Origin of the sequence: Streptomyces sp. NBC_00996 (genome assembly GCF_045162675.1) — a bacterium.
Classification (GTDB): domain Bacteria; phylum Actinomycetota; class Actinomycetes; order Streptomycetales; family Streptomycetaceae; genus Streptomyces.
On the sequence record NZ_CP108723.1, the window covers coordinates 1,566,928 to 1,587,620 of the forward strand.

15 protein-coding genes are annotated in these 20,693 nt (G+C 70.9%); all 15 read right to left on the minus strand.

Annotation, left to right across the window (positions count from 1 at the left end):
- Positions 1–2: 2 nt before the first annotated feature.
- The 15 genes from OG390_RS07585 to OG390_RS07655 are packed head-to-tail and all read right to left on the minus strand — an operon-like array spanning position 3 to position 20,621.
- Positions 3–1,301: a DUF4910 domain-containing protein gene (locus OG390_RS07585; RefSeq protein ID WP_406166076.1), complete on the minus strand. Its 1,299-nt coding sequence runs from the start codon at positions 1,299–1,301 to the stop codon at positions 3–5.
- Positions 1,298–2,323 carry an NAD-dependent epimerase/dehydratase family protein gene (locus OG390_RS07590; protein ID WP_406166078.1) on the minus strand — a complete coding sequence of 342 codons (1,026 nt, stop codon included), beginning with the start codon at positions 2,321–2,323 and terminating at the stop codon, positions 1,298–1,300. The genes OG390_RS07585 and OG390_RS07590 overlap by 4 nt, the downstream gene beginning before the upstream one ends.
- 3 nt (positions 2,324–2,326) lie before the next feature.
- Positions 2,327–2,974 (minus strand): PIG-L deacetylase family protein, encoded by a 648-nt coding sequence (locus OG390_RS07595; RefSeq protein ID WP_406166080.1) that lies wholly within the window; start codon positions 2,972–2,974, stop codon positions 2,327–2,329.
- Entirely contained in the window at positions 2,971–3,756 is a 786-nt protein-coding gene (locus OG390_RS07600) for a glucose-1-phosphate cytidylyltransferase (protein WP_406166082.1), read from the minus strand. The genes OG390_RS07595 and OG390_RS07600 overlap by 4 nt, the downstream gene beginning before the upstream one ends.
- Positions 3,753–4,988, minus strand: coding sequence for a class I SAM-dependent methyltransferase (locus OG390_RS07605; RefSeq protein ID WP_406166084.1), 1,236 nt, complete (start codon positions 4,986–4,988; stop codon positions 3,753–3,755). Before OG390_RS07605 ends, OG390_RS07600 begins: the two co-directional genes overlap by 4 nt.
- Positions 4,985–6,226, minus strand: coding sequence for a glycosyltransferase (locus OG390_RS07610; RefSeq protein ID WP_406166086.1), 1,242 nt, complete (start codon positions 6,224–6,226; stop codon positions 4,985–4,987). The genes OG390_RS07605 and OG390_RS07610 overlap by 4 nt, the downstream gene beginning before the upstream one ends.
- A gap of 2 nt (positions 6,227–6,228) precedes the next feature.
- A complete protein-coding gene (locus OG390_RS07615; RefSeq protein WP_406166087.1) occupies positions 6,229–7,533 on the minus strand; it encodes an O-antigen ligase domain-containing protein in 1,305 nt (434 codons plus the stop codon).
- A 1-nt stretch (position 7,534) separates the two neighbouring features.
- Positions 7,535–9,073 carry a right-handed parallel beta-helix repeat-containing protein gene (locus OG390_RS07620; protein ID WP_406166089.1) on the minus strand — a complete coding sequence of 513 codons (1,539 nt, stop codon included), beginning with the start codon at positions 9,071–9,073 and terminating at the stop codon, positions 7,535–7,537.
- Positions 9,074–9,081: 8 nt separating this feature from the next.
- Entirely contained in the window at positions 9,082–11,025 is a 1,944-nt protein-coding gene (locus OG390_RS07625) for an alginate lyase family protein (RefSeq protein WP_406166091.1), read from the minus strand.
- The gene (locus OG390_RS07630) at positions 11,022–13,208 is read right to left on the minus strand and encodes a bi-domain-containing oxidoreductase (RefSeq protein ID WP_406166093.1); all 2,187 of its coding nucleotides are present in this window, start codon (positions 13,206–13,208) and stop codon (positions 11,022–11,024) included. The genes OG390_RS07625 and OG390_RS07630 overlap by 4 nt, the downstream gene beginning before the upstream one ends.
- 16 nt (positions 13,209–13,224) lie before the next feature.
- Positions 13,225–15,159: an asparagine synthase (glutamine-hydrolyzing) gene (gene asnB / locus OG390_RS07635; protein ID WP_406166095.1), complete on the minus strand. Its 1,935-nt coding sequence runs from the start codon at positions 15,157–15,159 to the stop codon at positions 13,225–13,227.
- Positions 15,160–15,162: 3 nt separating this feature from the next.
- On the minus strand, positions 15,163–16,683 hold the full coding sequence (locus OG390_RS07640) for a Wzz/FepE/Etk N-terminal domain-containing protein (protein ID WP_406166097.1): 1,521 nt from the start codon (positions 16,681–16,683) through the stop codon (positions 15,163–15,165).
- On the minus strand, positions 16,680–18,050 hold the full coding sequence (locus OG390_RS07645; RefSeq protein WP_406166099.1) for a Wzz/FepE/Etk N-terminal domain-containing protein: 1,371 nt from the start codon (positions 18,048–18,050) through the stop codon (positions 16,680–16,682). The genes OG390_RS07640 and OG390_RS07645 overlap by 4 nt, the downstream gene beginning before the upstream one ends.
- Positions 18,047–19,315: a glycosyltransferase family 4 protein gene (locus OG390_RS07650; RefSeq protein ID WP_406166101.1), complete on the minus strand. Its 1,269-nt coding sequence runs from the start codon at positions 19,313–19,315 to the stop codon at positions 18,047–18,049. Before OG390_RS07650 ends, OG390_RS07645 begins: the two co-directional genes overlap by 4 nt.
- On the minus strand, positions 19,305–20,621 hold the full coding sequence (locus tag OG390_RS07655) for a nucleotide sugar dehydrogenase (protein WP_406166102.1): 1,317 nt from the start codon (positions 20,619–20,621) through the stop codon (positions 19,305–19,307). Before OG390_RS07655 ends, OG390_RS07650 begins: the two co-directional genes overlap by 11 nt.
- Positions 20,622–20,693: the final 72 nt, after the last annotated feature.

The following is a 20,693-nucleotide window of genomic DNA, read 5'->3' on the forward strand; positions in this document are numbered from 1 at the left end:
CGTCATGGCTTGATCAACCCGGCGCCGTGCAGGGCGTCGGCCGCGTCGGCGACGGTGTCGAACGGCAGCCCGGACCGCTCGGCGACGTCCAGCAGACTGTGCTCGCCGTCGGAGAGGTTGAGGACCCAGAGCATGGCCATCTGGGCCTGCTTGGTGTCGCTGCGGCCGCCGAGCGCGTCGTACAACCCGCGTCGGCCCAGCTGTGGTTCGCCGTAGGGGCTGAGGTTGAGGTATTGCCGGTTGCGGTCCAGGACGGCGAATGCCTCGCGGCAGACTGCAAGGGTGTCCGCCATCGCCTCCGGGGAGACGAAGTTCAGGTTGTCCGCCGAGGTGTGGTACTCGGGGTAGCCGGCGTACGGGGTCCGGGTGAGCGAGCCGACGCCCAGATTGAACCCGGGCGAGCAGTACTGCCGCTCGTCGTAGCCGTACGGGGTGAACTCGGTGACGCGGTGCGGGCGTTCGGAGGCGGCCAGCACGTGCCGCATCACCCGGTCGATCTCCGCGTCGCCGCGCCTGCTCTGCTTGTACGTCAACGAGCCCGGGTCGCCGGCACAGGCCAGCACCACCCCGTGCTTGACCCGCTCCACCCGCTCCGCGTTGCGGGCCAGCCAGGTGATCGCCCCGATGGTGCCGGGCGCGAAGATGAATCGGTGGGTGTAGTACGGCGTCTGCTGTGCCAGCGCCCGGGCCAGGAACGTCGCCACCGCGATGCCCGCCAGGTTGTCGTTGGCCAGCGACGGGTGGCAGACGTGGCAGGAGACGATCACCTCGTCGGCGACCTGCCCGGGGACCACGTGCTCGGCGTAGGTGAGGTGGCCGTCGGCGAGCGTGGAGTCGATGCGCACCTCGTACTCGCCGTCCGGCATGGCGTCCAAGGTCTCCTGGGCCAGGCAGAATCCCCACTCCGGCTTGTAGTAGCTGGTGCGGTACGGCACCCAGGACGGCTGGTCCGGCAGGGTGTGCAGGTGTCCGCGCAGCTCGGACAGCGGCATGGTCGCCGACACCGGCACGCTGTAGCCGAGCACGTGCAGGCTGGACTCGGCGAAGTCGACGACCCGGTTGCCGGCCGTGTCGGCGATGTACGCGTCCCGGATGTTCCACTCCTGCGGCACCGTCCAGTCGAGCACTTGCGTCCCGGTCGGCACCTCGTGCACTTGCAGCGGGATGTACTCGCCGACGATGTCCAGGGTGGCGCGGACACCGTCGCCGGTGATGCTCCGGCAGAGCGGGTACATCCGCTCCACCAGTGCGTACATCTCTTCGCCGAGCGTGGTCCTCGGCTGTTCGCCGGCCGTGGTCATCGGCGCCACCGCAGGGTGTCGTCGACGGTGCCGGCGTCGGACGCCGCGCGCAGCACGGCGAGGCGGGTGAAGCGCTGCTCGAAGTCCTCCCGGGTCAGCCCGTGTTGCCGGTAGGCGTCGGCGAGGTCGAGCGCGCCCTGCTTCACCGTCCACTCGCAGTCGAAGCCGGGCACCGCGGCGCGGAACCGGGAGAAGTCCACCCGGTACGACCGCGGATCGGCACCGGTCTCCCCGGTGATCACCACCTTGGAGCCGGACACCGCCTCGGCGACCTGCTCGGCGATCTCGGCGACCGTGACGTTGTTGATCTCGCTGCCGATGTTGAACGCCCGGTCGTGCACCGCTTCCCGCGGCGCGGTCAGCGCGGCCGTGAAGGCCCGTGCGATGTCGACGGCGTGCACCAACGGGCGCCAGGGGGTGCCGTCGGAGAGCACCAGCACCTCGCCGGACAGCAGCGCGTGGCCCACCAGGTTGTTCAGCACGATGTCGGCACGCAGCCGGGGCGAGTAGCCGAAGGCGGTGGCGTTGCGCATGAACATCGGGCTGAAGTCGCCGTCGGCCAGCGCGTGCAGGTCGTCCTCCACCCGCACCTTGGACTCCGCGTACGGCGTCACCGGGCGCAGCGGGGCGTCCTCGGCCACCAGGTCGTCGCCGCCGGCGGCGCCGTAGACCGAGCAGGTCGACGCGTACAGGAAGCGCCGCACTCCGGCGTCGCGGGCCAGCCGGGCCAGCCGCACTGACGCGTGATGGTTGATGTCGTAGGTGAGCTCCGGCGCCAGCGATCCCAGTGGGTCGTTGGAGAGCGCGGCCAGGTGGATCACGGCGTCCACCCCGGCCACGTGTTCGGCCGTGACGTCGCGCAGGTCCACCCGATGCCCCTGCGGGTCCGCGGGCGTCGGGCCAAGGACACAGTCGGCGAACAGGCCGGCGTCGAGGCCGACGACCTCGTGCCCGGCCGCGGCAAGGACCGGGGCCATGACGGTTCCCAGATATCCCTGGTGTCCGGTCAGCAGTACGCGCATGGTTCAACCCCCCAGGTTGAGCGTGAGTTTGGTGACGGCGAACGCTTCGGCGTATCGCTCGTGGCATTCGATGCCGCGGATCCGCGCGAGGCCGAGGAAGGCCTCCCGGTCGTACCAGGGCCGGTGCCGCTGCGAGGGGTAGTGCTCCTGCAGCAGCCGCACCTTCTGTTCGGCGATCTCCGGCGACAGTGGCTGGTACGCCGCCGGACGGCCGAGGTCGCCGTCCCACTTGACGATCTCGTAGCCGAGCACGAGGTGGTCGCGGAAGGCGGTGGGTATCAGCTTCGCCAGGCCGCGGTGGTCCTGGTGGGCGTCATCGGTGCGCGGGGCCAGGATCAGATCCGGGTCGGTCTGTCCGCGCAGTTCCTCCACGGCGGCCTTGGCCTCGCCCCAGTGCTCGGGCATGCGGCCGTCCGGCAGCTTGAGCACGGTCAGCCGCAGGTCGGCGCCGGGGCAGAAGGCGGCGAGCGCGGCCCGCTCCTCCTGCTCGCGGTCGCTGCCGCCGCCGGAGAGCACCAGCGCGTCGACCCGGAGGCCGGGCCGCGCGAGGCACATGGCGAGCAGCGTGCCACCGGCGCCGATGGCGATGTCGTCGCAGTGCGCGCCCACGGCGACGATCCGGTCCGGACGCCCGGCCCCGAGCCGGATCACGCACGCACCCCCTGCTCCCACACGGCCCACGGACGGTCGCCCTGGGCGTAGGCGGCGTCGAGCGCGGCCCGCTCCTTCACGGTGTCGGTCGGCTTCCAGAAGCCGCGGTGCTGGTGCGCCACCAGTCGGCCCTGCTTGGCCAGTTGGGCGCATCCGTCGGCGACCAGGTCCCCGTTCTCCGGTATGTGGTCGAAGACCTCCTGGCGGAGCACGAAGTAACCGCCGTTCTCCCACAGCGGCAGTTCGCTCACCGCGGTGATGCCGCCCACCAGGCCGTCCTCGCCCAACTCCACGCAGTGGAACGAGGACTGCGGCGGCACCACCATCATCGACGCACCGGCGTCGCGCTGCGCGAACTTCTCGATCATCTCCGGCAGCGGGGCGTCGGTGAGGACGTCGGCGTAGTTCGCGAGGAACATCTCGTCGCCGTCCAGGTGGTGGCGTACGCGACGCAGCCGCTCCCCGATCGGTGACTCGATGCCGGTCTGCACGAACGTGATCGTCCAGTCCGAGATGTCCGTGGACAGCAGCTCGGTCCGCCCGCCGCGCAGCACGAAGTCGTTGGACGTCGTCTCCTCGTAGTTGAGGAAGAAGTCCTTGATGTGGTGCGCCCCGTACCCGAGGCACAGGATGAACTCCGTGTGCCCGAAGTGCGCGTAGTAGCGCATGACGTGCCAGATCAGCGGCCTGGGGCCGACCATCGCCATCGGCTTGGGCACGTCGTCGGCGGCTCCGCTGCGCATCCGCATCCCGTAACCGCCGCAGAACAGTACGACCTTCATGCCTTGACCTCGACAATGCTCAGTTCCGGGATGGGAAAGACCAGCCGGCCGCCCCAGTCGTGCACGAAGGACAGCTGCTCGACAAGCTCGGCCCGCAGGTTCCACGGGAGGACGAGCACGTAGTCCGGCTTGTCGGCGGCTATCTGCTCGGGCGGCAGGATCGGGATGCGGGTGCCCGGAGTGAACCTGCCGTGCTTGTAGGGGTTGCGGTCGACCGTGTACGGGAGCAGGTCGGGCCGGATGCCGCAGTGGTTGAGCAGGGTGTTGCCCTTGCCCGGGGCGCCGTAGCCGACGACCGTCTCGCCGCGCTCGGTCGCCTCGATGAGGAACTTGAGGAGGTCCCGGCGCACCTTGGCCACGCGGTCGGAGAACTCGGTGTACCCGGACAGCTCCTGCAGCCCGGCGGCCTTCTCCCGGGCCAGTACGTCGGCCACCCGCGAGGTCGGCTCGCCGGCCACCTCGGTGGGCCGGGCCCACAGCCGGATCGAGCCGCCGTGCGTGGGCAGCAACTCGACGTCCACGAGCGCGAGTCCGCCGCTGGCGAGGGCTCGGATCGCGGACGCGACCGTGTAGTACTGGAAGTGCTCGTGGTAGATCGTGTCGTACTGGTTCTCCTCGATCAGGGTCAGCAGGTGCTGCACCTCGATGGAGACCCAGCCGTCGTCGGCGACCAGGGCGCGCAGCCCCTGGGTGAACCCGACCACGTCGGGGATGTGCGCGTACACGTTGTTGGCCACGACCAGATCCGCCGGGCCGTGCTCGGCGCGGACGGCCGAGCCGGTGTCCGGGGACAGGAACTCCGTGAGCGTGGGCACACCTGCGTCCCGCGCCGCGGCGCCGACGTTCACCGACGGCTCGATGCCGAGGCAGCGGATCCCCCGGTCCACCACGTGCCGCAGCAGGTATCCGTCGTTGCTCGCGACCTCGACCACGAAGGCGTCGGGGCCCAGACCCACCCGTTGTACGGCGTCGGCGACGAACGTGCGCGCGTGCTCCACCCAGGAGGTCGAGAAGGAGGAGAAGTACGCGTACTCGCTGAACGTCTCCTCCGGCGTGATCAGCGGAGGGATCTGCACCAGCCAGCAGTCGGTGCAGACCCGCAGGTGCAGCGGGTACGCCGGCTCCGGCTCGTCCAGTTGGTCCGCGGCGAGAAAGCTCTCACACGGCGGGGTCGCCCCCAGATCGACGACGCTCGCCAGCGTCGCAGAGCCGCAGAGTCGGCATCGTGTCATCTACTGTCCCCATCCCCCCTGCTCGCGCGGGTGTCCCCGCCGCGAGTCTGTGCTGACCGACCCGCGATCGCGGTGCGGTACTCCTCCACCAGGCGCTCCAGCCCGACGGCCGGGCTGAAACCCTGTTCGTAACGGAGCCGGGCCGCCTGGCCCATCTCCCGGTTGCGGGCCGGCTCGGCCGCGATCCGGCGTATGCAGGACGCGAGCGAGGCGGGCTCGCCCGGCTGGTGCAGCAGCCCGGTCACGCCGTCCTCGACGAGTTCGACGAAGGCGCCGTGACCGGCGGCGACGGTCGGGACCCCGGCCGCCATCGCCTCCACGACCACCAGGCCGAACGCCTCCAGCCACGTCGAGGGAGCCACCACGGCGACCGATTGCGCGATGGCCTTCCGGCACTCCGCCGGGTCCAGCAGGCCGACGTAGCGCACGTCGTCCCGGCCCGCCGCCCAGGCGGTCACCTCTGGCTCCAGTGGCCCCGTGCCGGCGATCGCGAGCGGTACGCCCACACCACCGCTAGCCGCGATCTCGTCCCACGCGGCCATCAGCAGCCGTACGCCCTTGGCCTCCGCGAGCCGGCCGAGATAGAGCAGCTGCTCGCCCCCGCCCACTCGGCAAGTGCCCGGCTCCGGCACGAAGTTGTGCTTCACCGCCAGCCGCTCGGCCGGCATGCCGGCCCGCACCAGGACGTCGCGCTGCGCCGCGGAGATGCAGAAGAACCGCTCCACGCCGGACCACCACCGCCGCCGGTTGGCCGACAGACTGACCGCGAGCGGCACCGTCGCGAGACGGGAGTTCCGGTAGCAGCCGTGCCGGACGGCGGGCAGCGGCGTCGACCCGACGCACTCGGTGCACGGCCGGCCGTCCCGCTGCAGTGTGCCGGGAGGGCAGACCTGGGTGTAGTTGTGCAGCGTGGCGACGGCGGGCACACCTGCGTCGGCGCAGGCGGCGAGCACCGCGGGCGACAAGAGCGGGAAGACGTTGTGGACGTGGACGATGTCCGGCCGCTCGGCGCGGAGCCGGGCGGCGAGTTCCGTGCGGACCGCCGGGTTCCACGGCACGAGCAGCGGCACCGCGACCTTGCCGAGCAGGGACCGGCCGGCGATGTCGTCGCTGCGCCGCTCGAACACCTCGACCCGGTGGCCGGCCGCCCGCAGCAGCTCCACCTCCTGGTCGACGACCTTGTTCTCCCCGCTCGGCTGCGCCGAGGCGTAGCGGTTGTGCACCACGAGGACGTGCATGCTCAGGTCACCTCCGATCTCGGGGTCCAGCGCGGGACGTGTCGTCGAGGGACGTCGGGCAGCGCGAGGGGTGTGGCCTCGGCAGGTGCCGCCAACAGCGAGGCGGCCAGGGCCAGATGCAGCAGATACGGCGAAGCGTCGCCGAGACCGGCCTCGGTGTACGACGCGATCGCGCAGTAGCTGATCAGGAAGATCGCGCAGGCCCTCTGCAGCGACGGAGGCCGCAGCAACGCGACGCCGCCCAGCACGATGATGATCGCCGCGACGAAGGTGACGCCGATCAGACCCTGCTCGTTGTAAACGGCCAACCAGCTGTTGTCGATCGGCAGCCCGCCGAACGACTTGTCGCCCAGGCCCACGCCGAACAACTTCTCCCCGGTCGACCGGGGCGCGGCCAGCAGGGCGTCCCAGACCTTGGCCCGACCGGTGAGGCTGGAGAAGTTCTCCTTGCTCTGTCCGCGCAGGAACCACGCCTGGAGCACGGAGGCGAACCCCACCGCGGCCACCGTGGCGCACAGCACCGCCCAGGTGAAGAAGCGGCGGGCCGCGGCGCTGGTCAGGATGAGCGAGCCGATCGCCAACACCAGCCCGAGGAGCAGGCCGAGCGTGGCCGTCCGGGTATGGGTCAGCGCGAGCAGGACGAGTGACGGCACGATGACCACCACCGCGCTGGTCCTGTCGGTCCGGCGGCCCAGTACGAGCAGCACGGTGAGCCCGATGATCACCGCGGCGTACTGGCCGATCTGCGGCGGGGTGAGCGGCCACAATGCGCCGACAAGCCGCCCGCCGTAGAGGTCGGGCAGGGCCGCGCCAGGTGAGACGACCAGGCCGGCGGCCACCGACCCGAGCACCGCGAAGTACATCCGGATGTGGTGCCGGACGAACGTCAGGCCGCCGTCCCACCAGCGGCTGAGCAGCCACAGCGTGCCGACGAAGAGAGCCAGCCGGAAGCAGCGGAACAGCGCGCCGAACCCGGACTCCAGGTGCGCGCTGGAGATCACGCTCGTCACCAGTAGGAGGGTGAGCAGGAACACGTACGCACTGGCTCGGATGCGCAGCCGGAGATTGATCGCGAGCGCCAGCGCGAACGCGGTGACCAGCGCGCCCATGGTGACCATCTGGATGAGGGAGCGGGGCAGCGGGACGATGGTCTTCGCCCCGGCGGAGCCGAGCGTGTTGAGGACCAGCAGCCCCCAGACGATCCCGACGATCCTCGGTGTGCCGGAAGGGCGCGGTTCCGCGCCGGGCTGCGTGCCCGCCGTGTCGGGTCCGCCCGGCAGCCCACCGCGCCGCAGGTCTTGGCTCATCTCAACCACCCGCCCGTGGGTCGAGGGTGCTGCCCGCGTCCTGCTGATAGGGCATGCCCTGCCAGCTCTCGAAGTCGAGTACCCGGCTCGGGTCGTGGGCGACGAACTTCCATGGTCCGACGTAGACGTTGTCGTGCCAGCGGTTGTGCTGCTTGGTGGTGATCGCGTCGGCCACGCCCTCGCCCTGGTACGGCGACCAGTCCGGATAGGTGCCGTAGTTGGCGAGGACCGCCATGCGATCGCACTTCACCGTGCACTTGACGACGGACTTGTCCAGCACGAAGCGGTTGTCGTGGATGTCCACCCGCTGGGTCTTCCACCGGCAGTCGGCGTAGAGCGGTGCCTTGGCGATCGCCGGTTTCGCGCAGCGGTCGGTCTTCTTCACCAGCAACGTGCAGTCACCGGACGAGGTGTTGGCCGGGCTGTTGCAGAACCGGTCGGCGTTTTCCCACAAGGTGATCCCGGACCAGTTGTTCTCCAGCACGTTCCGGTAGATCTCGATCTTGTCGGTGCCGGCTTCGATCCGTGGTTCGCCGCCCGACTCGGACAGGTAGACGGTCGCGAACGGGAAGCTGTCGCCGCTGTCGGCCGCCTTGCGGCCCTCGACCCAGTTGTTCCGCCGGATCGTGTTGTTCCGGATGACCGCGTTGTAGCTGATCTCGTAGATCAGCGCGGCACCGTCGTTGGCCTCGAGCACGTTGTTCTCGATGCGGAAGTCGTTGTTGTTGGTGTCCGCCCACAACCCGGTTCCGCGGTTGTCGTGCACCCAATTCCCGCGTACATCGGCGCCATTGACGGCCCAGAACTTGATGCCTCCGGTGCAGCCGCAGCCCGGCTTGCGTCGCTCCCAGTCGCCGGTGTTGTTGCCCACGATCTCGTTGCCCACGACCACCAGGCCGCTGATACGGCCTTTGCCCTTGTACGCGTTCATGCCGTACTGGCCGTTGTCGCGCAGGCAGCTGGCGCGGACCTGCTGGCGGGCACCGGCCATCAGCCCGGCACCGGAGTTGTCCTGGATCGTCGCGTCCTCGATCACCCACCCGTCGGCCGAGTCATGGTTGACCGCGCCTTCGTCCGACGGCGCCACGAAACGTTGCACGGTCAGGTAGCGGATGGTGACGTCGCGGGCGCTGCCGCTGAACGCGTACTGGTTCTTCTTCCCGCCGTCGAGCACCGCGCCCGGCGCACCGAGGTAGTGGTCCCCCTTCTTGGGAACGACCTGGGCGTAGCGGTCCGGATCGAGCCTGTGCTTGCCCGGTCGAAGCCAGAACGTGGTGTTCGGGGGACTGCTCTTGGTCTTCGCCGCCAGGTCACCGACCACCGCGGGGTCGACCGTCACCGCACCCGCCGGTGCCTTGGCCGGCCCGGCCGCAGGGTTGGCGCACACCCGGGCCAGGGACGTGGACCGCGCCCCGGACGTGGTCGGCACGGCGGTCGGGTTCGCGCGGGCGGCCGGCGTGCTGTCACAGCCGGTCGCCGCCAGCAGGGCCAGCACCAGCGGTGCCGCCGCCAACGCCCAGGGCCGCCTCTTGATCCCCACTCGCCCCCCTAGCCGCGGAACCTGAGCACGGTGGTGAAGCCCTCCGTGCCGTCGGTGGAACCGGTGCCGATCAGGGTGGTGGCGGGTTCCTTGCGCCCGAATCCGGCGGAGTACCAGCCCAGCGGCGGGTCGGTCTCGCCGCGATGCGCCTGCCAGGACAGTTGCGCGGGCAGGTCGAGTACGGCGGAGCGGTCCTCGCCGTCCCGGGTCCAGGTGAGCTGTGCCCGGTTCCCCACCAGGTCCGCGGTGATCGCCGGGCCGAGGTGGAATGCCAGGTTCACGGTCCGGCGCGGGCCGCTCACCTCGTCGGCCACCCTCAGCTCCTGGCTCGCGGCCGTCAGCTCCACCCGGCGGCGGTGCACGGAGCCCTGGTAGCCGTCGTGCTCGGCAGACCAGCGGGCCACATCCTCGCCGGATGTGTCCGCGGCCAGGACACGGGTCTGGGCATGCCGGGTCCACAGGAACGGGCCGCCGGAGACGGACTGGTCACCGCCGTCCACCTGCAGGGTGTTGTGGCCGAGGGTCGACCGGAAGTACTGCCGCCACTCGGGCTGCCCGTGATAGCAGTACGTCCCCGGGTCGGCGAGCACGTCGACCCCGTCGTGCCGGACCTCCACGGACAGCGCGTCCGCGTGGGCGTGTGCGGCGATGGACAGGAAGCCGTGCGGACCACCGTCGCAGCGGCACCAGATCTCTTCCGGGCCGCGCAGGATCGTCATGCCCGCGTCGGCGAAGTGGGCCGGTCGGCTCGCCGGGCGGGTCACGGACAGTTCAGTGGGTTTGATGAGCGCGGCCAGCAGCGGGGTGCGCACATCGGTGCCGGTCACCGCCGGCCACCAGGCGAGCCGGCCGAACACGGCGTCCCCGGTGGCCAGCAGCGAGGCCCAGCGGTCGGTGCCCGCACCGTCCACGACCAGTCCGTGACCGTCGTCCGCGTCCCCCTGGCGCGGCGGCCGGAGCCGGCTGTCCACGATGGCTGCGAGCGCGTCGGTCATCCGCAGCAGCACAAGCCGGACGGACGCGGGGACCGCAACGCCGGCGGCATCCGCCTCGGCCACCGCCGAAAGGCCGAGCTCCAGCACCAGTCCGTGATACTCGGTGGCCAGCTCGCGGTTGAGGCCGGAGGCGTAGGTGTTGCTTCGCAGGTGCCGCTCCAGGGACCGCAGCGCACCGGCTCGCCAACGCTCCGAGGAGGGGAACCACCCGAACGCGCAGGCCGCTGCGAACTGCCCGGCTGCCTCGGCGATGACATGGTTGTTCGCCGAAGACCCCCGGCTGGGGAAGGCGGCCAGCCAGCGCTGGTGGTGCCAGATCTGGTTCAGTGCCACCGGGTTGTCCTCGAACAGCCCGGCCGCGCCCGGCCAGCCGTCGAGCAGCCGACGGATCCACACCCAGGACAGCAGCCGGATGCCCAGCTCGATGCCGCTGATCCAGTGCACGCCGCGCAGCGGTGGGTTGGCCGCCCACCACGACCGCAAGTGCTCGGCCACGCGCTCGGCGTACCGCTCGTTCCCGGTGATCGCGTAGGCGGCGGCAAGCACGGTGAGGTACTGGTGCCGGGACAGCTCCCAGATCTGCTTGATGTCCCCGACCGCGTCCTCGTTCCGGTACGGCACGTCGAAGGCGTAGCCCCACGGAGCCCGGCGCCCGGTCTTCGGGTCGCACCACCAGTCCGGGTCGGCCAGGTCGTCGCGGACCACCCCGAAATACTCGGCGTGCCCGTACATGAGCCGGTCCGCCTCGGCGATGAGACGTTTCGCGGCGTCCGGAGGTACGGCGGCGATCGTCCCGGCGGGCAGGACCGCGGTGAACCGGGCGCCGGTCACGCTCGGGCAGTCGGGCCGCGCCGACCGCCACCGCCGCCTGCGCACCGCGTCGCCCACCCGGCCGCCGACCTCCCGCGGTCCCATCCGGGACAGCCGCCGCAGGTACCAGCCCGCGCTCATGGTCATCGGGCCCTCGCCAACGTCACCGGCGCACCGCCGGCCAGACCGGCCTGCACGGCGAGGGTGGCCGCAGTGGTGGCGACCAGCGACTCCAGCGGCACCGGCATCGGCCCGCCGGTCCGCACGGCCTTGATGAACGCGGCCAGCTCGGCGGACTGGCCCTTGTCCCGGGCCTTGGGCAGCCGCGAACTGACCCACCCCTTGCGGCGGCCATCGTAAACAGCGGCACGGACGAAGTCGTCGAGCCGCAGCGCGCGGCCGTCCGCGACCAGGTCCAGTGTCTCCTTGGGGAAGCCGGCCGGGCCGGTGGTGACGTAGCTGATGGTGGCGGTGGACCCGTCCGGGTAGCGCAGCACGACCTGCAGGTCCTCGTTGCCGGACGTGGCGACCGCGTACACCGAGACCGGGTCGGCCTCGAGCAGCCAGCTCGCCGTGTCGATGAAGTGTCCGCCCTCGCCGGCGAACCGTGAGCCCTCGGTGCCCTGTTGGAGGTACCAGCTGCCGTGCTGCAGTCGGCCCGCGTTGACCAGGTAGCGGAGGTTCGCCGGACCGGTCCGGGCGCCCAACCGCTTCCTGGCCTCCTGCAGCAGCGGCGCGAACCGGCGGTTGAAGCCCACCTGCAGCCGGTCGTTGCCGGACTCCTCCACCGCCGCGAGCACGCCGGCCAGCTCGTCCTCGGTGAGGGCCAAGGGCTTCTCGACGAACACGGTCTTGCCGGCCAGCAGCGCTCTGCGGGTCAGTTCGGCGTGCGAGCTGTGCCGGGTGACGACGAACACCGCGTCGATGGACTTGTCGCCGAGCACGGCGTCGAGATCGGTGGTCGCCTCGTCGAAGCCGAACTTCCGCTGCGCGTTGGCCGCGGACAGCGCCGTCGTGGTGACGACTGTCGACAACTTCACGCCGTCGCGCTGTGCCAGGTGCGGCAGCAGCATCGACGTCGCGTAGTTTCCCGCACCGACGAACGCAAGACGCACCGGCGAATTGGCGGCCCGGGCCGGACTCGGCTTCACGTTCACCGCGGGCACGGCCACCGCCGGGGCCACCGACTCGGCCTTCTCGGCCTCCTGTTCGGGGTACCGGAACAGCACGGCCACGGCCTTCAGGTCGCCGTCCTTCAGGCGCTGGTACGTCTCGACGGCGTCGTCGAAGTCGGCGACGTGGGAGACCAGGGGCTCCACGTCGACGCTGCCGCGGGCGAGGAGATCGAGGAAGCACGCCAGGTTGCGGCGCTCGGTCCAGCGCACGTAGCCGATCGGGTAGTCGCGCCCCTCGAGCTCGTACTCCGGGTCGTAGCGCCCGGGGCCGTAACTGCGGGAGAACCGGACGTCGAGTTCCTTCTCGTAGTACGCGTTCCACGGCAGGTCCAGGCGGCACTTGCCGATGTCGACGACCCGGCCGCGGTCCCGGCAGAGCCGGGCGGCCAGCTCGACGGGCTGGTTGCTGCCGCCGCCGGCTGCCAGGTACACCTGGTCCACGCCGTGACCGCCGGTGAGTTCGGCGACGGAAGCCTCCACGGCCGCGGACGCGGGATCGCCGCAGGCCGCGGCTCCGAGGCGCTCGGCGAGCTCGCAGCGCACCGGGTCGGGGTCGACCCCGACGACGCGGACTCCCGAGGCGACAAGGAGCTGGACCACCAGCTGCCCGATCAGTCCGAGGCCGATGACGAGTGCCACTTCGCCGAGTTGTGACTCGCCTTGACGGACGCCCTGCATCGCGATCGACCCGACGGTGCCGAAGGCCGCGTGCCGCGGCGCGAGGCCGTCCGGCACCGGGGTGTAGAGGTTCTTCGGCACCCAGTTCAGCTCGGCGTGCAACGCGTGCTCGTTGCCGGCGCAGGCCACGAAGTCGCCGACCTTCACATCGTCGATCCCGGCGCCGACCTGCTCGACGACCCCGCACAGCGAGTAGCCCAGCGGTGTGTAGGAGTCCAGCTTGCCCATCACCTTGCGGTAGGTGGCGGGCACCCCGTTGGTGGCCACGCTCTGCATGACCTTGGCCACCTGGTCGGGCCGAGAGCGGGCCTTGCCCAGCATCGACATGCCGGCCTCGGACACCTTCATGAGCTCGGTCCCGGTGGAGATCAGCGAGTAGGCGGTGCGGACCAGCACACCGCCCGGCTTGCACCCCGGCACCGGCACGTCGAGCACCGCCAGCTCGCCGCTCTTGTAGTTCTGTACGACCTGTTTCACCGAAGTCCTCTTGTTTCTACGCCGTCACGGGGGAGTTCTGTCCCGACCCGGAGGTCGCGTCGCGATACCAGTACTCGAGGGTCAGCACATGCCACAGATGCTTGGAGAAGTCCTGCTGCCCGGCGGCGTCCTCGGCGACCATCCGCGCCAGCGCGTCGCGGCGCAGGAACCCGGAGCGGACGAGCTCGCCGTCGTTGACCACCTCGCGCACCAGCGGTGCCAGATCCCGGCTCATCCAGGCGCGCAGCGGGGCGCTGAACAGGCCCTTGGGCCGGTACACGATCTCCCGGGGCAGGATCGAGGTGGCCGCCTCTTTGAGGACTGCCTTGCCCTGCCGTCCGACGATCTTGCGATCGCCGGGCACGGCGAACGCCGCCTTGACCACCTCGACGTCCACATACGGAACCCGCACCTCGGTCGACGCGGCCATGCTCGACCGGTCCGTGTAGGCGAGGTTCAGGCCCGGCAGGAACATCCGGGCGTCGCCCAGGCACATGCGGTTGACGAAGTCGTCGAGGTCGTTGTCCTGGTAGATGTCCGCATGTTCGGTCAGCACGTCCTCGACCGTCCCGGCCAGGTCCGGATCGACCAGGGCGAGCAGCTCGTCCTGGTCGTACATGGTGTAGCTGCGACGGAACGCGGTCTCCTCCGGCAGATCGGCAAAGGAGAGGAACCGCTTCGCGAAGCGCACCGACCGGTACCCCCGGCGGGACGTGGCGACCGGCAGCCGGTCCACGGCCCTGGACACCCCGCGCCGCAGGGCCCGCGGGACGCGCTGGTAGCGCAGCGCGAGCAGGTTGGCCATGTGCTTGCGGTACCCGGCGAACAGCTCGTCGGCGCCCATCCCCGAGAGCATCACCTTGACCCCGGCCTCCCGGGCGGCCGAGCAGATCAGGAACGTGTTGATCGCGGCGGGGTCGCCGATCGGCTCGTCCAGGTGGTACGTCATCTGCGGCAACAGGTCGAGTACGTTCGGGGCGATCTCGATCTCGTGCAGGTCGACGCCGAACCGCTCGGCCACCTGCCGGGCATAGCGCAGGTCGTCCGGCATCGCCTCGAACTTGGCGTCCTCGGCGCGGAACCCGATCGTGTAAGCGGAGATCCCGGGTTGGTCGCGGGCCGCCAGCGCGGTCAGGTAGCTGGAGTCAAGACCGCCGGAGAGGAAGGTCGCCACAGGTACGTCGGAGAGCAGGTGGCGCCGAGTCGACTCCTCGACGATGGCGGCTATGTCCGGCTGCTCGCCGGCCCGGGCCCGCTCCCGGCCCTCGGCGGCGACGTCCTTCAGGTGCCAGTACCGGCCGCGCTGCACCCGGCCGTCGGGCCGGCACCTCAGCCAGCTCCCCGGCGGCAGCTTCTCCGCTTCGCGGAAGGCGCACCGCGAGTCCGGCACCCAGTAGTACAGCAGCGAGGCCACCAGCGCCGCATGGTCCACCTCCAGCGATCCGCCGGTCGCGGTGGCGAGCGCTTTGAGCTCGGAGGCGAACACCAGGCCCTCGCCGCGCCGGAGCAGGAACAGCGGCTTGATGCCGAGCTGGTCGCGGGCGAGCACCAGTTCACCGGTTCGCTCGTCGAAGATCCCGAACGTGAACATGCCGCGCAGCCGGGGCAGGCAGTCCGTGCCCCAGCGCCGCCAGGCCTCGAGGAGCACCTCGGTGTCGGAGGTACCGCGGAAGCGCACCCCGGCGGCTGCCAGCTCGGCACGCAGCTCGGGCGCGTTGTACAGCTCGCCGTTGTACGTAAGGACGAGGCCGTCCTTGACCATCGGCTGGGCGCCGGTCTCGGACAGGTCGATGATGGCCAGCCGGCGGTGCCCGAGGTGCACTTCGCCGTCACCGACGGGGTGGCTGTACCGGCCCGCTCCGTCCGGACCACGGTGGGCGAGGGTGTCGGTGAGCCGGTCGGTAACGATCTTCCCGTCCGGCCATCGATAAGTGCCTGCGATGCCACACATGTGCTACCGCACCTCCTCGTTGCTGTCCGGGACCCGTGCCGCCCACATCGGCAGCCGCTCCGTCCGCCGCCGGCCCGTCCCGTTCCGCCGGGCCAGCCGCTCGTTCTGGCCGCGCAGCGCGATGTGCAGCCCGTCCCACAGCGTGCCGTCGGTCCGGTCCCGCGGATCGGGGTCGATCAGCACCACACCGATCACCGGAATGCTCTGGTCCGCGAGCTGCCGGGCCACGGTGTGCAGCCACGCCGCGCTGCCGTGCCCGGCACGCACGACGAGCACGGTCTGGGTACCGAGGTACTGGAGGTCGGTCCACGCGGTGCCGGGTGCGACCGAGCCGACGCCGAGCAGGTGCCCCTGATCCGGCACGGCCGTGGCTTGCTCGCCGCTGAGCACAGTGGGATCTCCTGGCTTCGGGCGGCGGCCGGAGAGCTGCGGGCCGGGCAGACCGTCGATGACGGCTACGGGTCCCTCGGCCGCCAGTGCCCTGGCGACGTTCAGCGCGATCACGCTCGTGCTGCGCGCACAGCCAAGTTCCAGCAGCGACACCGGTTCCGCGGAGCCGCGCACGGTGCGGGCCAGGGACGCGGTGAGCCGTTCGCGTGCCACCCGGGTCCGTCGGCGCTGCCACGGCCTGCCCGACCGGCGGGGCAGCTCCGCGATGACGGAGGTGCCCAGGTTCGCCGCGATGTCCCGGCGCAGCACGGGGCGGTCCGCCACCACCACGCCGACCGCGGCCAGCGCGAGCCCGAGGAAGAGGCCGAGGACGAGCCCGATCGCGGCGTCGGTGACCGCTGCCTTGGGCAGCGAGTGCCGTACCGCGCGCGCCGCGTCCACGACCTGCGTGCCGGCGATGACGCTGGGCGTGCCGGTACGCGCATCCGCGGCGCGCTGGTCGAAATCGGCGATCCGCGAGTTGAGTTCGGCCCGGCGGGCGAAGAGCGACTCGATGCTCGCCGACGCTGTCGGGTCGCTGTCCGGCGACCGGTCGCCGATCTCCTTGTTGACCTGGGCGAGCTCGTCACGCGTGCGGTCACGCTGGTCGAGCAGGGCCTTGGCCTCGGCCTTCGCGGTTTCCTGCATCCGCGTCACGTGGTCCGTGACGAACGCGTCGGCCAGCGCCTTGGCCCGGGCCACCGCCTCCGCGTCGCTGTCGGCGGTCACATCGATCTGCAGCAGGTTGTTGGTCAGGCCGGTTCCCCGGTAGTCCCGCATGAAGTCCTCGGGTTTTTCCGGGGACTTGAGGGACTTCAGGGCCATGTCGGCGACCCGTGTGGTCTGCAGCACCGCGACGTCGGTACGGATCAGCGTTCCGGTGTCGTTCGGCTGGTCCTCCGCGTGCGCGACCAGCACCTTGGTCATCGCGCTCGGCGGCGGCGGTATCAGGACCGCCACCGCCGCGCCGGCCAGCAGGCCGAGGAGTGCCATGGCGCTCCACAGGCGACGGCGCCTGCGCACCGCCACCACCAGCGCCTGCAGGTCGAGGAGCGGGGCGGAGGCCGGCGCCTCCGAAGTCGTGCTCGTCGTCACGCTGATCCTCCCCTCACGTGGCCGGGCACCGCGAACGTCAGAGTGGCGTCGTCCGGAAGCTGGTCGGCAGACCGCACAGGGCGGGCCTCGACCGTGCCGGCGAGGACGACGCCGACGACCTCGTGCCCACCGTCCGCGCAGGCCTCGGCGATGCCGGTGAGCTCCTCCGCGGTCCAGCTGCTCGCGCTGAGGACCACCAGGGCGCCGGACTCGGTGTCGTGGTCCGGCACCATCGGCCGGTCGACCGACACCTCCACCACCCGCAGCACCGGATCGCCCTTGGCCTCGGTAGCGAGCTGTCCGGCGGCCCGGCGGGCGATCTCGTCGCCGTCCGGTACGACGACCAGCAGCCGCCGGGGAGCCGGCAGCTGCTCCCGGAGGCGAGCGCACACCCGCCGGTAGCGGAGCCGTCGGCCGGCCTCGTCGCCGGACTTCTGCGGGGCCGGTATGTCCCACCGGGTGTCGATGCCGAGGAGTCGGCTGATCCGGGCTCGTGGGCCCGCGCCTTCCGGGCGCTGCGCGTGCCGTTCACCGGGCACGTCGACGGTGCCGAGGAGCGTCGAGCCCAGTGCCGCGGCGATCTCCGGTTCGGTGCGCAGTCGGCGGTTCATCCGTGCGGTGACGAGATGGCCGATGACCGCGAGCAGGAAGAACAGCAGCGCCCCGCCGACGATGAGCTGAATCCTCGTCGGCGAAGCCTCACCGGTCGGCCGGGCGGCCGGACCCATGACGACCATGCCTGCCTTGTTGGTCGCCGGATTGGCCTCGGCCAGCTTCTTCATGGCGTCCTCCAGCGAGGTGCGCAGATTCTCGAGCGCGGTGCGGGCCTGCACGCTCTCCACGGTCTGCCCCGGATCGGCCGCCTTGGCCAGGTCGGTGATGCGGCGGTTGGTCTCCGCCACCTGCTTCCGCAGCGCCTCGGTCTCCGTGGTCGCTCCGGCGTCGGTGCCGCCGCCCGCGATCTGCGCGGTGAACTGCACGAATTGCTGGGCCACCCGGTCGGCGAGCCGCTGCGCGCGCTCCGGAGTGTCGGCCGTACCCGAGATCGTGATGATGTTCCCGTCAGCGGCCTTGGCGCTCACGTTCTTCTGCAGCTCGGTGTCGCTGACGCCGGACCAGTGGAGAGCGGCGGCCGCACGGTCGACCACTGCCGAACTGGTCGCGATGTCGACCTGGGTGAGCAGCTCGCGCTCCTCCCAGATCCCTGGCAGCAGTACCGGTGCCGACGCGGTGTATCGCGGCGGGAACACCAGCACCGAGGTGCCGTAGCCGACGAGTGCGCCCACCACGGCGAGGACGGCGAGAAGCCGCCACCGCCGACGGAGTATCCGCCCGATCGTGACGAGGCGGATGGTGTCTTCGTTCAACTGCGCTGCCTCTTCTTCCTTGTGCGCGCCGGGTCGCCCGCCGACACCGCAGTGCGGTCCCGGCAGGCGGCGGCGTAGGCGGCGAGCAGCGATGCCTGGGAGTTACTCCAGGAGAGCTGCCCGCCGATTCGCTCCTGGCCGATCTTGCCCATCCGGGCCCGCTTCTCCGGATCGTCCAGCAACACCGTGATGAGCTTCGCGAACTGGGCCTCGTCGTTCGCCGGCGCGTAGACGGCGGCGTCACCGGCGGAGACGCGCGCCTCCTTCAGGTCGAACGAGACGATCGGCCGGCCCATCGCCATGTACTCCAGGACCTTGTTCATGGTCGACACGTCGTTGAGCGGATTGCGCGGGTCGGGAGAGAGACACACGTCCGCGGTGGACAGATAGCGCACCAGGTCGGCGTCCGGAATGCGCCCGGTGAACTGCACCTGCTCCGTGAGCCCGAGCTGCCGGGACAGTTCCACCATCGCGTCGAAGGCGTCGCCCGCTCCGACGAACACCGCATGCCAGTCCGTCCGCCCGAGCTCGTCGCGCAGCTTCGCCAGGGCCCGCAAGGCGTAGTCGACGCCGTCCTGCGGGCCCATGACGCCCAGATAGCACAGCAGATGAGGCTTGCCGCGCTTCAACTCCGGCTCGGGTGGCACCGGTTGGAACCGGTCGATCTGGGGCGCGCTGCGCACCACGAAGACATCCTCCGGGCGCCGGCCGCCACGGCGCACCGCGACGTCCCGGTAGCTCTCGTTCGTGGCGAGCACGACGTCCGCGGCCCGGTAGGTCCGCCGTTCCAGCGCGCACACGGCGCGGTAGAGCAGGTCCTTGCCGCGGTCGAACCGGGAGAGGTACAGCTCGGGCACCAGGTCGTGCTGGTCGAAGACGAACCGTGCGCCGCGCCGCTTCAGCCACCGGGCCGACAGGAACAGCAGGTCGGGCGGGTTGCAGGCGTGGACCACGTGGACCGGGCCGACCTTGCGGGCCAGCCGCGCCGTGTGCCACAACGCCGATCCGTACTCCCGCAGGTAGCCGGCCGGTCCTCCGGTGGCGGCGCGCAACGGGTAGCGGTGGATCCGCACACCGTCGATCACCGCCCCCGGCTCCGTGTCCCGCTTCTCCCCCCGGGGACAGATGACGTGCACCTCCCAGCCCGCGTCGCGCAGCGTCGTGCACTCCTGCCACACCCGCCGGTCGAACGGCACCGACAGGTTCTCCACCAGGATCAGCGCGCGCCGCCCCAACCCGTCACCGCTGATTGCGTTACCAAGCAAGGCCTATGTACCCCGGTTCGGCCCGGCGCGCCTCGGCGTCGGGAAGGCGGATGAGGTCGACGATCACCGAGGCACCGCCATGAGGCAGAGCCGCGAGGACAGCCGGGTCTTTGGTCCCGACCAGGCACACCTCGGCATGGTCGAGCACCTCCTCGACGGAGTCCGCGAGCAGCTGCGCGAGGTGCGGCAGCCGGGTCTCGATGTACTCGCGGTTCGCGCCGATCAGCCGGGAGAGGCTCACGTTGGCGTCGTGGATCCGCAGGTCGTACCCCTTGCCGTGGAGCCTCTCCGCCAGTTCGACGAGCGGGCTCTCGCGGAGGTCGTCGGTGCCGGGTTTGAAGGACAGCCCGAACAGGCCCACCCGGCGCTTGCCGGTGCGCTCGACCAGCTCCACCGCGCGCTGCAGATGGTCGGAGTTGGAGGGCAGCACGTGGGAGAGGATGGGCACCGAGACGTCGGCCCGCTGCGCCGCATGGACCAGGCTGCGCAGGTCCTTGGGCAGACAGGAGCCGCCGAAGGCGAAGCCGGGCCGCAGATAGGCGGGGCTGATGTTCAACTTGCGGTCGGCCAGGAACACGTCCATCACCTGGTGCGAGTCCACACCGAGCGCCTGGTACACCGCGCCCAGCTCGTTCGCGAAGCCGATCTTGAGGCCGTGGAACGCGTTGTCCGCGTACTTGATCGCCTCGGCCGTCGGGACCGGCACCCGGAACACCTCGCCGGGCAAGCCGTCGTACAGCGCCATCACCGCGTCGCCGCTTGCCGGGTCGAGCTCGCCGATGACGGTCTTGGGCGGGTCGAAGAAGTCCCGCACGCTCGTGCCCTCGCGCAAGAACTCCGGGTTGACCGCGACCCCGATGTCCACCCCGGCCGTGCCGCCGACGTACTTCTCCAGGATCGGTACCAGCAGGTTCAGGCAGGTGCCCGGGAGCATGGTGCTGCGGAACACGACGGTGTGCCGCCCACCCCGCTCGGCCAGCGCGGCGCCGATCTGCTCGGTGACCCGCTCCAAGTACGTGGTGCACAGACTGCCGTTGGGCTCCGACGGCGTGCCCACGCAGACCAGCGACACGTCGCTGTCCGTGATCGCCTCGCGGACGTCGCCGGTGGCGCGCAACGCTCCGGTCCGCACGACCTCGGCGATGAGCTCGCCGATCCGTTCCTCGACCACCGGGGCCTTGCCGTCGTTGACCAGGTCGACCTTCACCTGGTTCACGTCCACCCCGATGACCTCGTGACCCATGCTGGCCAGGCACGCGGCCGACACACAGCCCACGTAGCCGAGCCCGAAAACGCTGACTCTCATGCCCCGTCTCTCCCCCCAGGCAGACCCTTGTGGCCTGCGGTCCCCCACTGCAGGCCCTTGTGGCCTGCGGTC

Bases quoted from the DNA above. Each gene is read 5' to 3' on its own strand.
- OG390_RS07585 (WP_406166076.1), bottom strand. From the start codon at position 1,301: ATGACCACGGCCGGCGAACAGCCGAGGACCACGCTCGGCGAAGAGATG.
- OG390_RS07590 (WP_406166078.1), bottom strand. From the start codon at position 2,323: ATGCGCGTACTGCTGACCGGACACCAGGGATATCTGGGAACCGTCATG.
- OG390_RS07600 (WP_406166082.1), bottom strand. From the start codon at position 3,756: ATGAAGGTCGTACTGTTCTGCGGCGGTTACGGGATGCGGATGCGCAGC.
- OG390_RS07605 (WP_406166084.1), bottom strand. From the start codon at position 4,988: ATGACACGATGCCGACTCTGCGGCTCTGCGACGCTGGCGAGCGTCGTC.
- OG390_RS07610 (WP_406166086.1), bottom strand. From the start codon at position 6,226: ATGCACGTCCTCGTGGTGCACAACCGCTACGCCTCGGCGCAGCCGAGC.
- OG390_RS07615 (WP_406166087.1), bottom strand. From the start codon at position 7,533: ATGAGCCAAGACCTGCGGCGCGGTGGGCTGCCGGGCGGACCCGACACG.
- OG390_RS07625 (WP_406166091.1), bottom strand. From the start codon at position 11,025: ATGACCATGAGCGCGGGCTGGTACCTGCGGCGGCTGTCCCGGATGGGA.
- asnB (WP_406166095.1), bottom strand. From the start codon at position 15,159: ATGTGTGGCATCGCAGGCACTTATCGATGGCCGGACGGGAAGATCGTT.
- OG390_RS07655 (WP_406166102.1), bottom strand. From the start codon at position 20,621: ATGAGAGTCAGCGTTTTCGGGCTCGGCTACGTGGGCTGTGTGTCGGCC.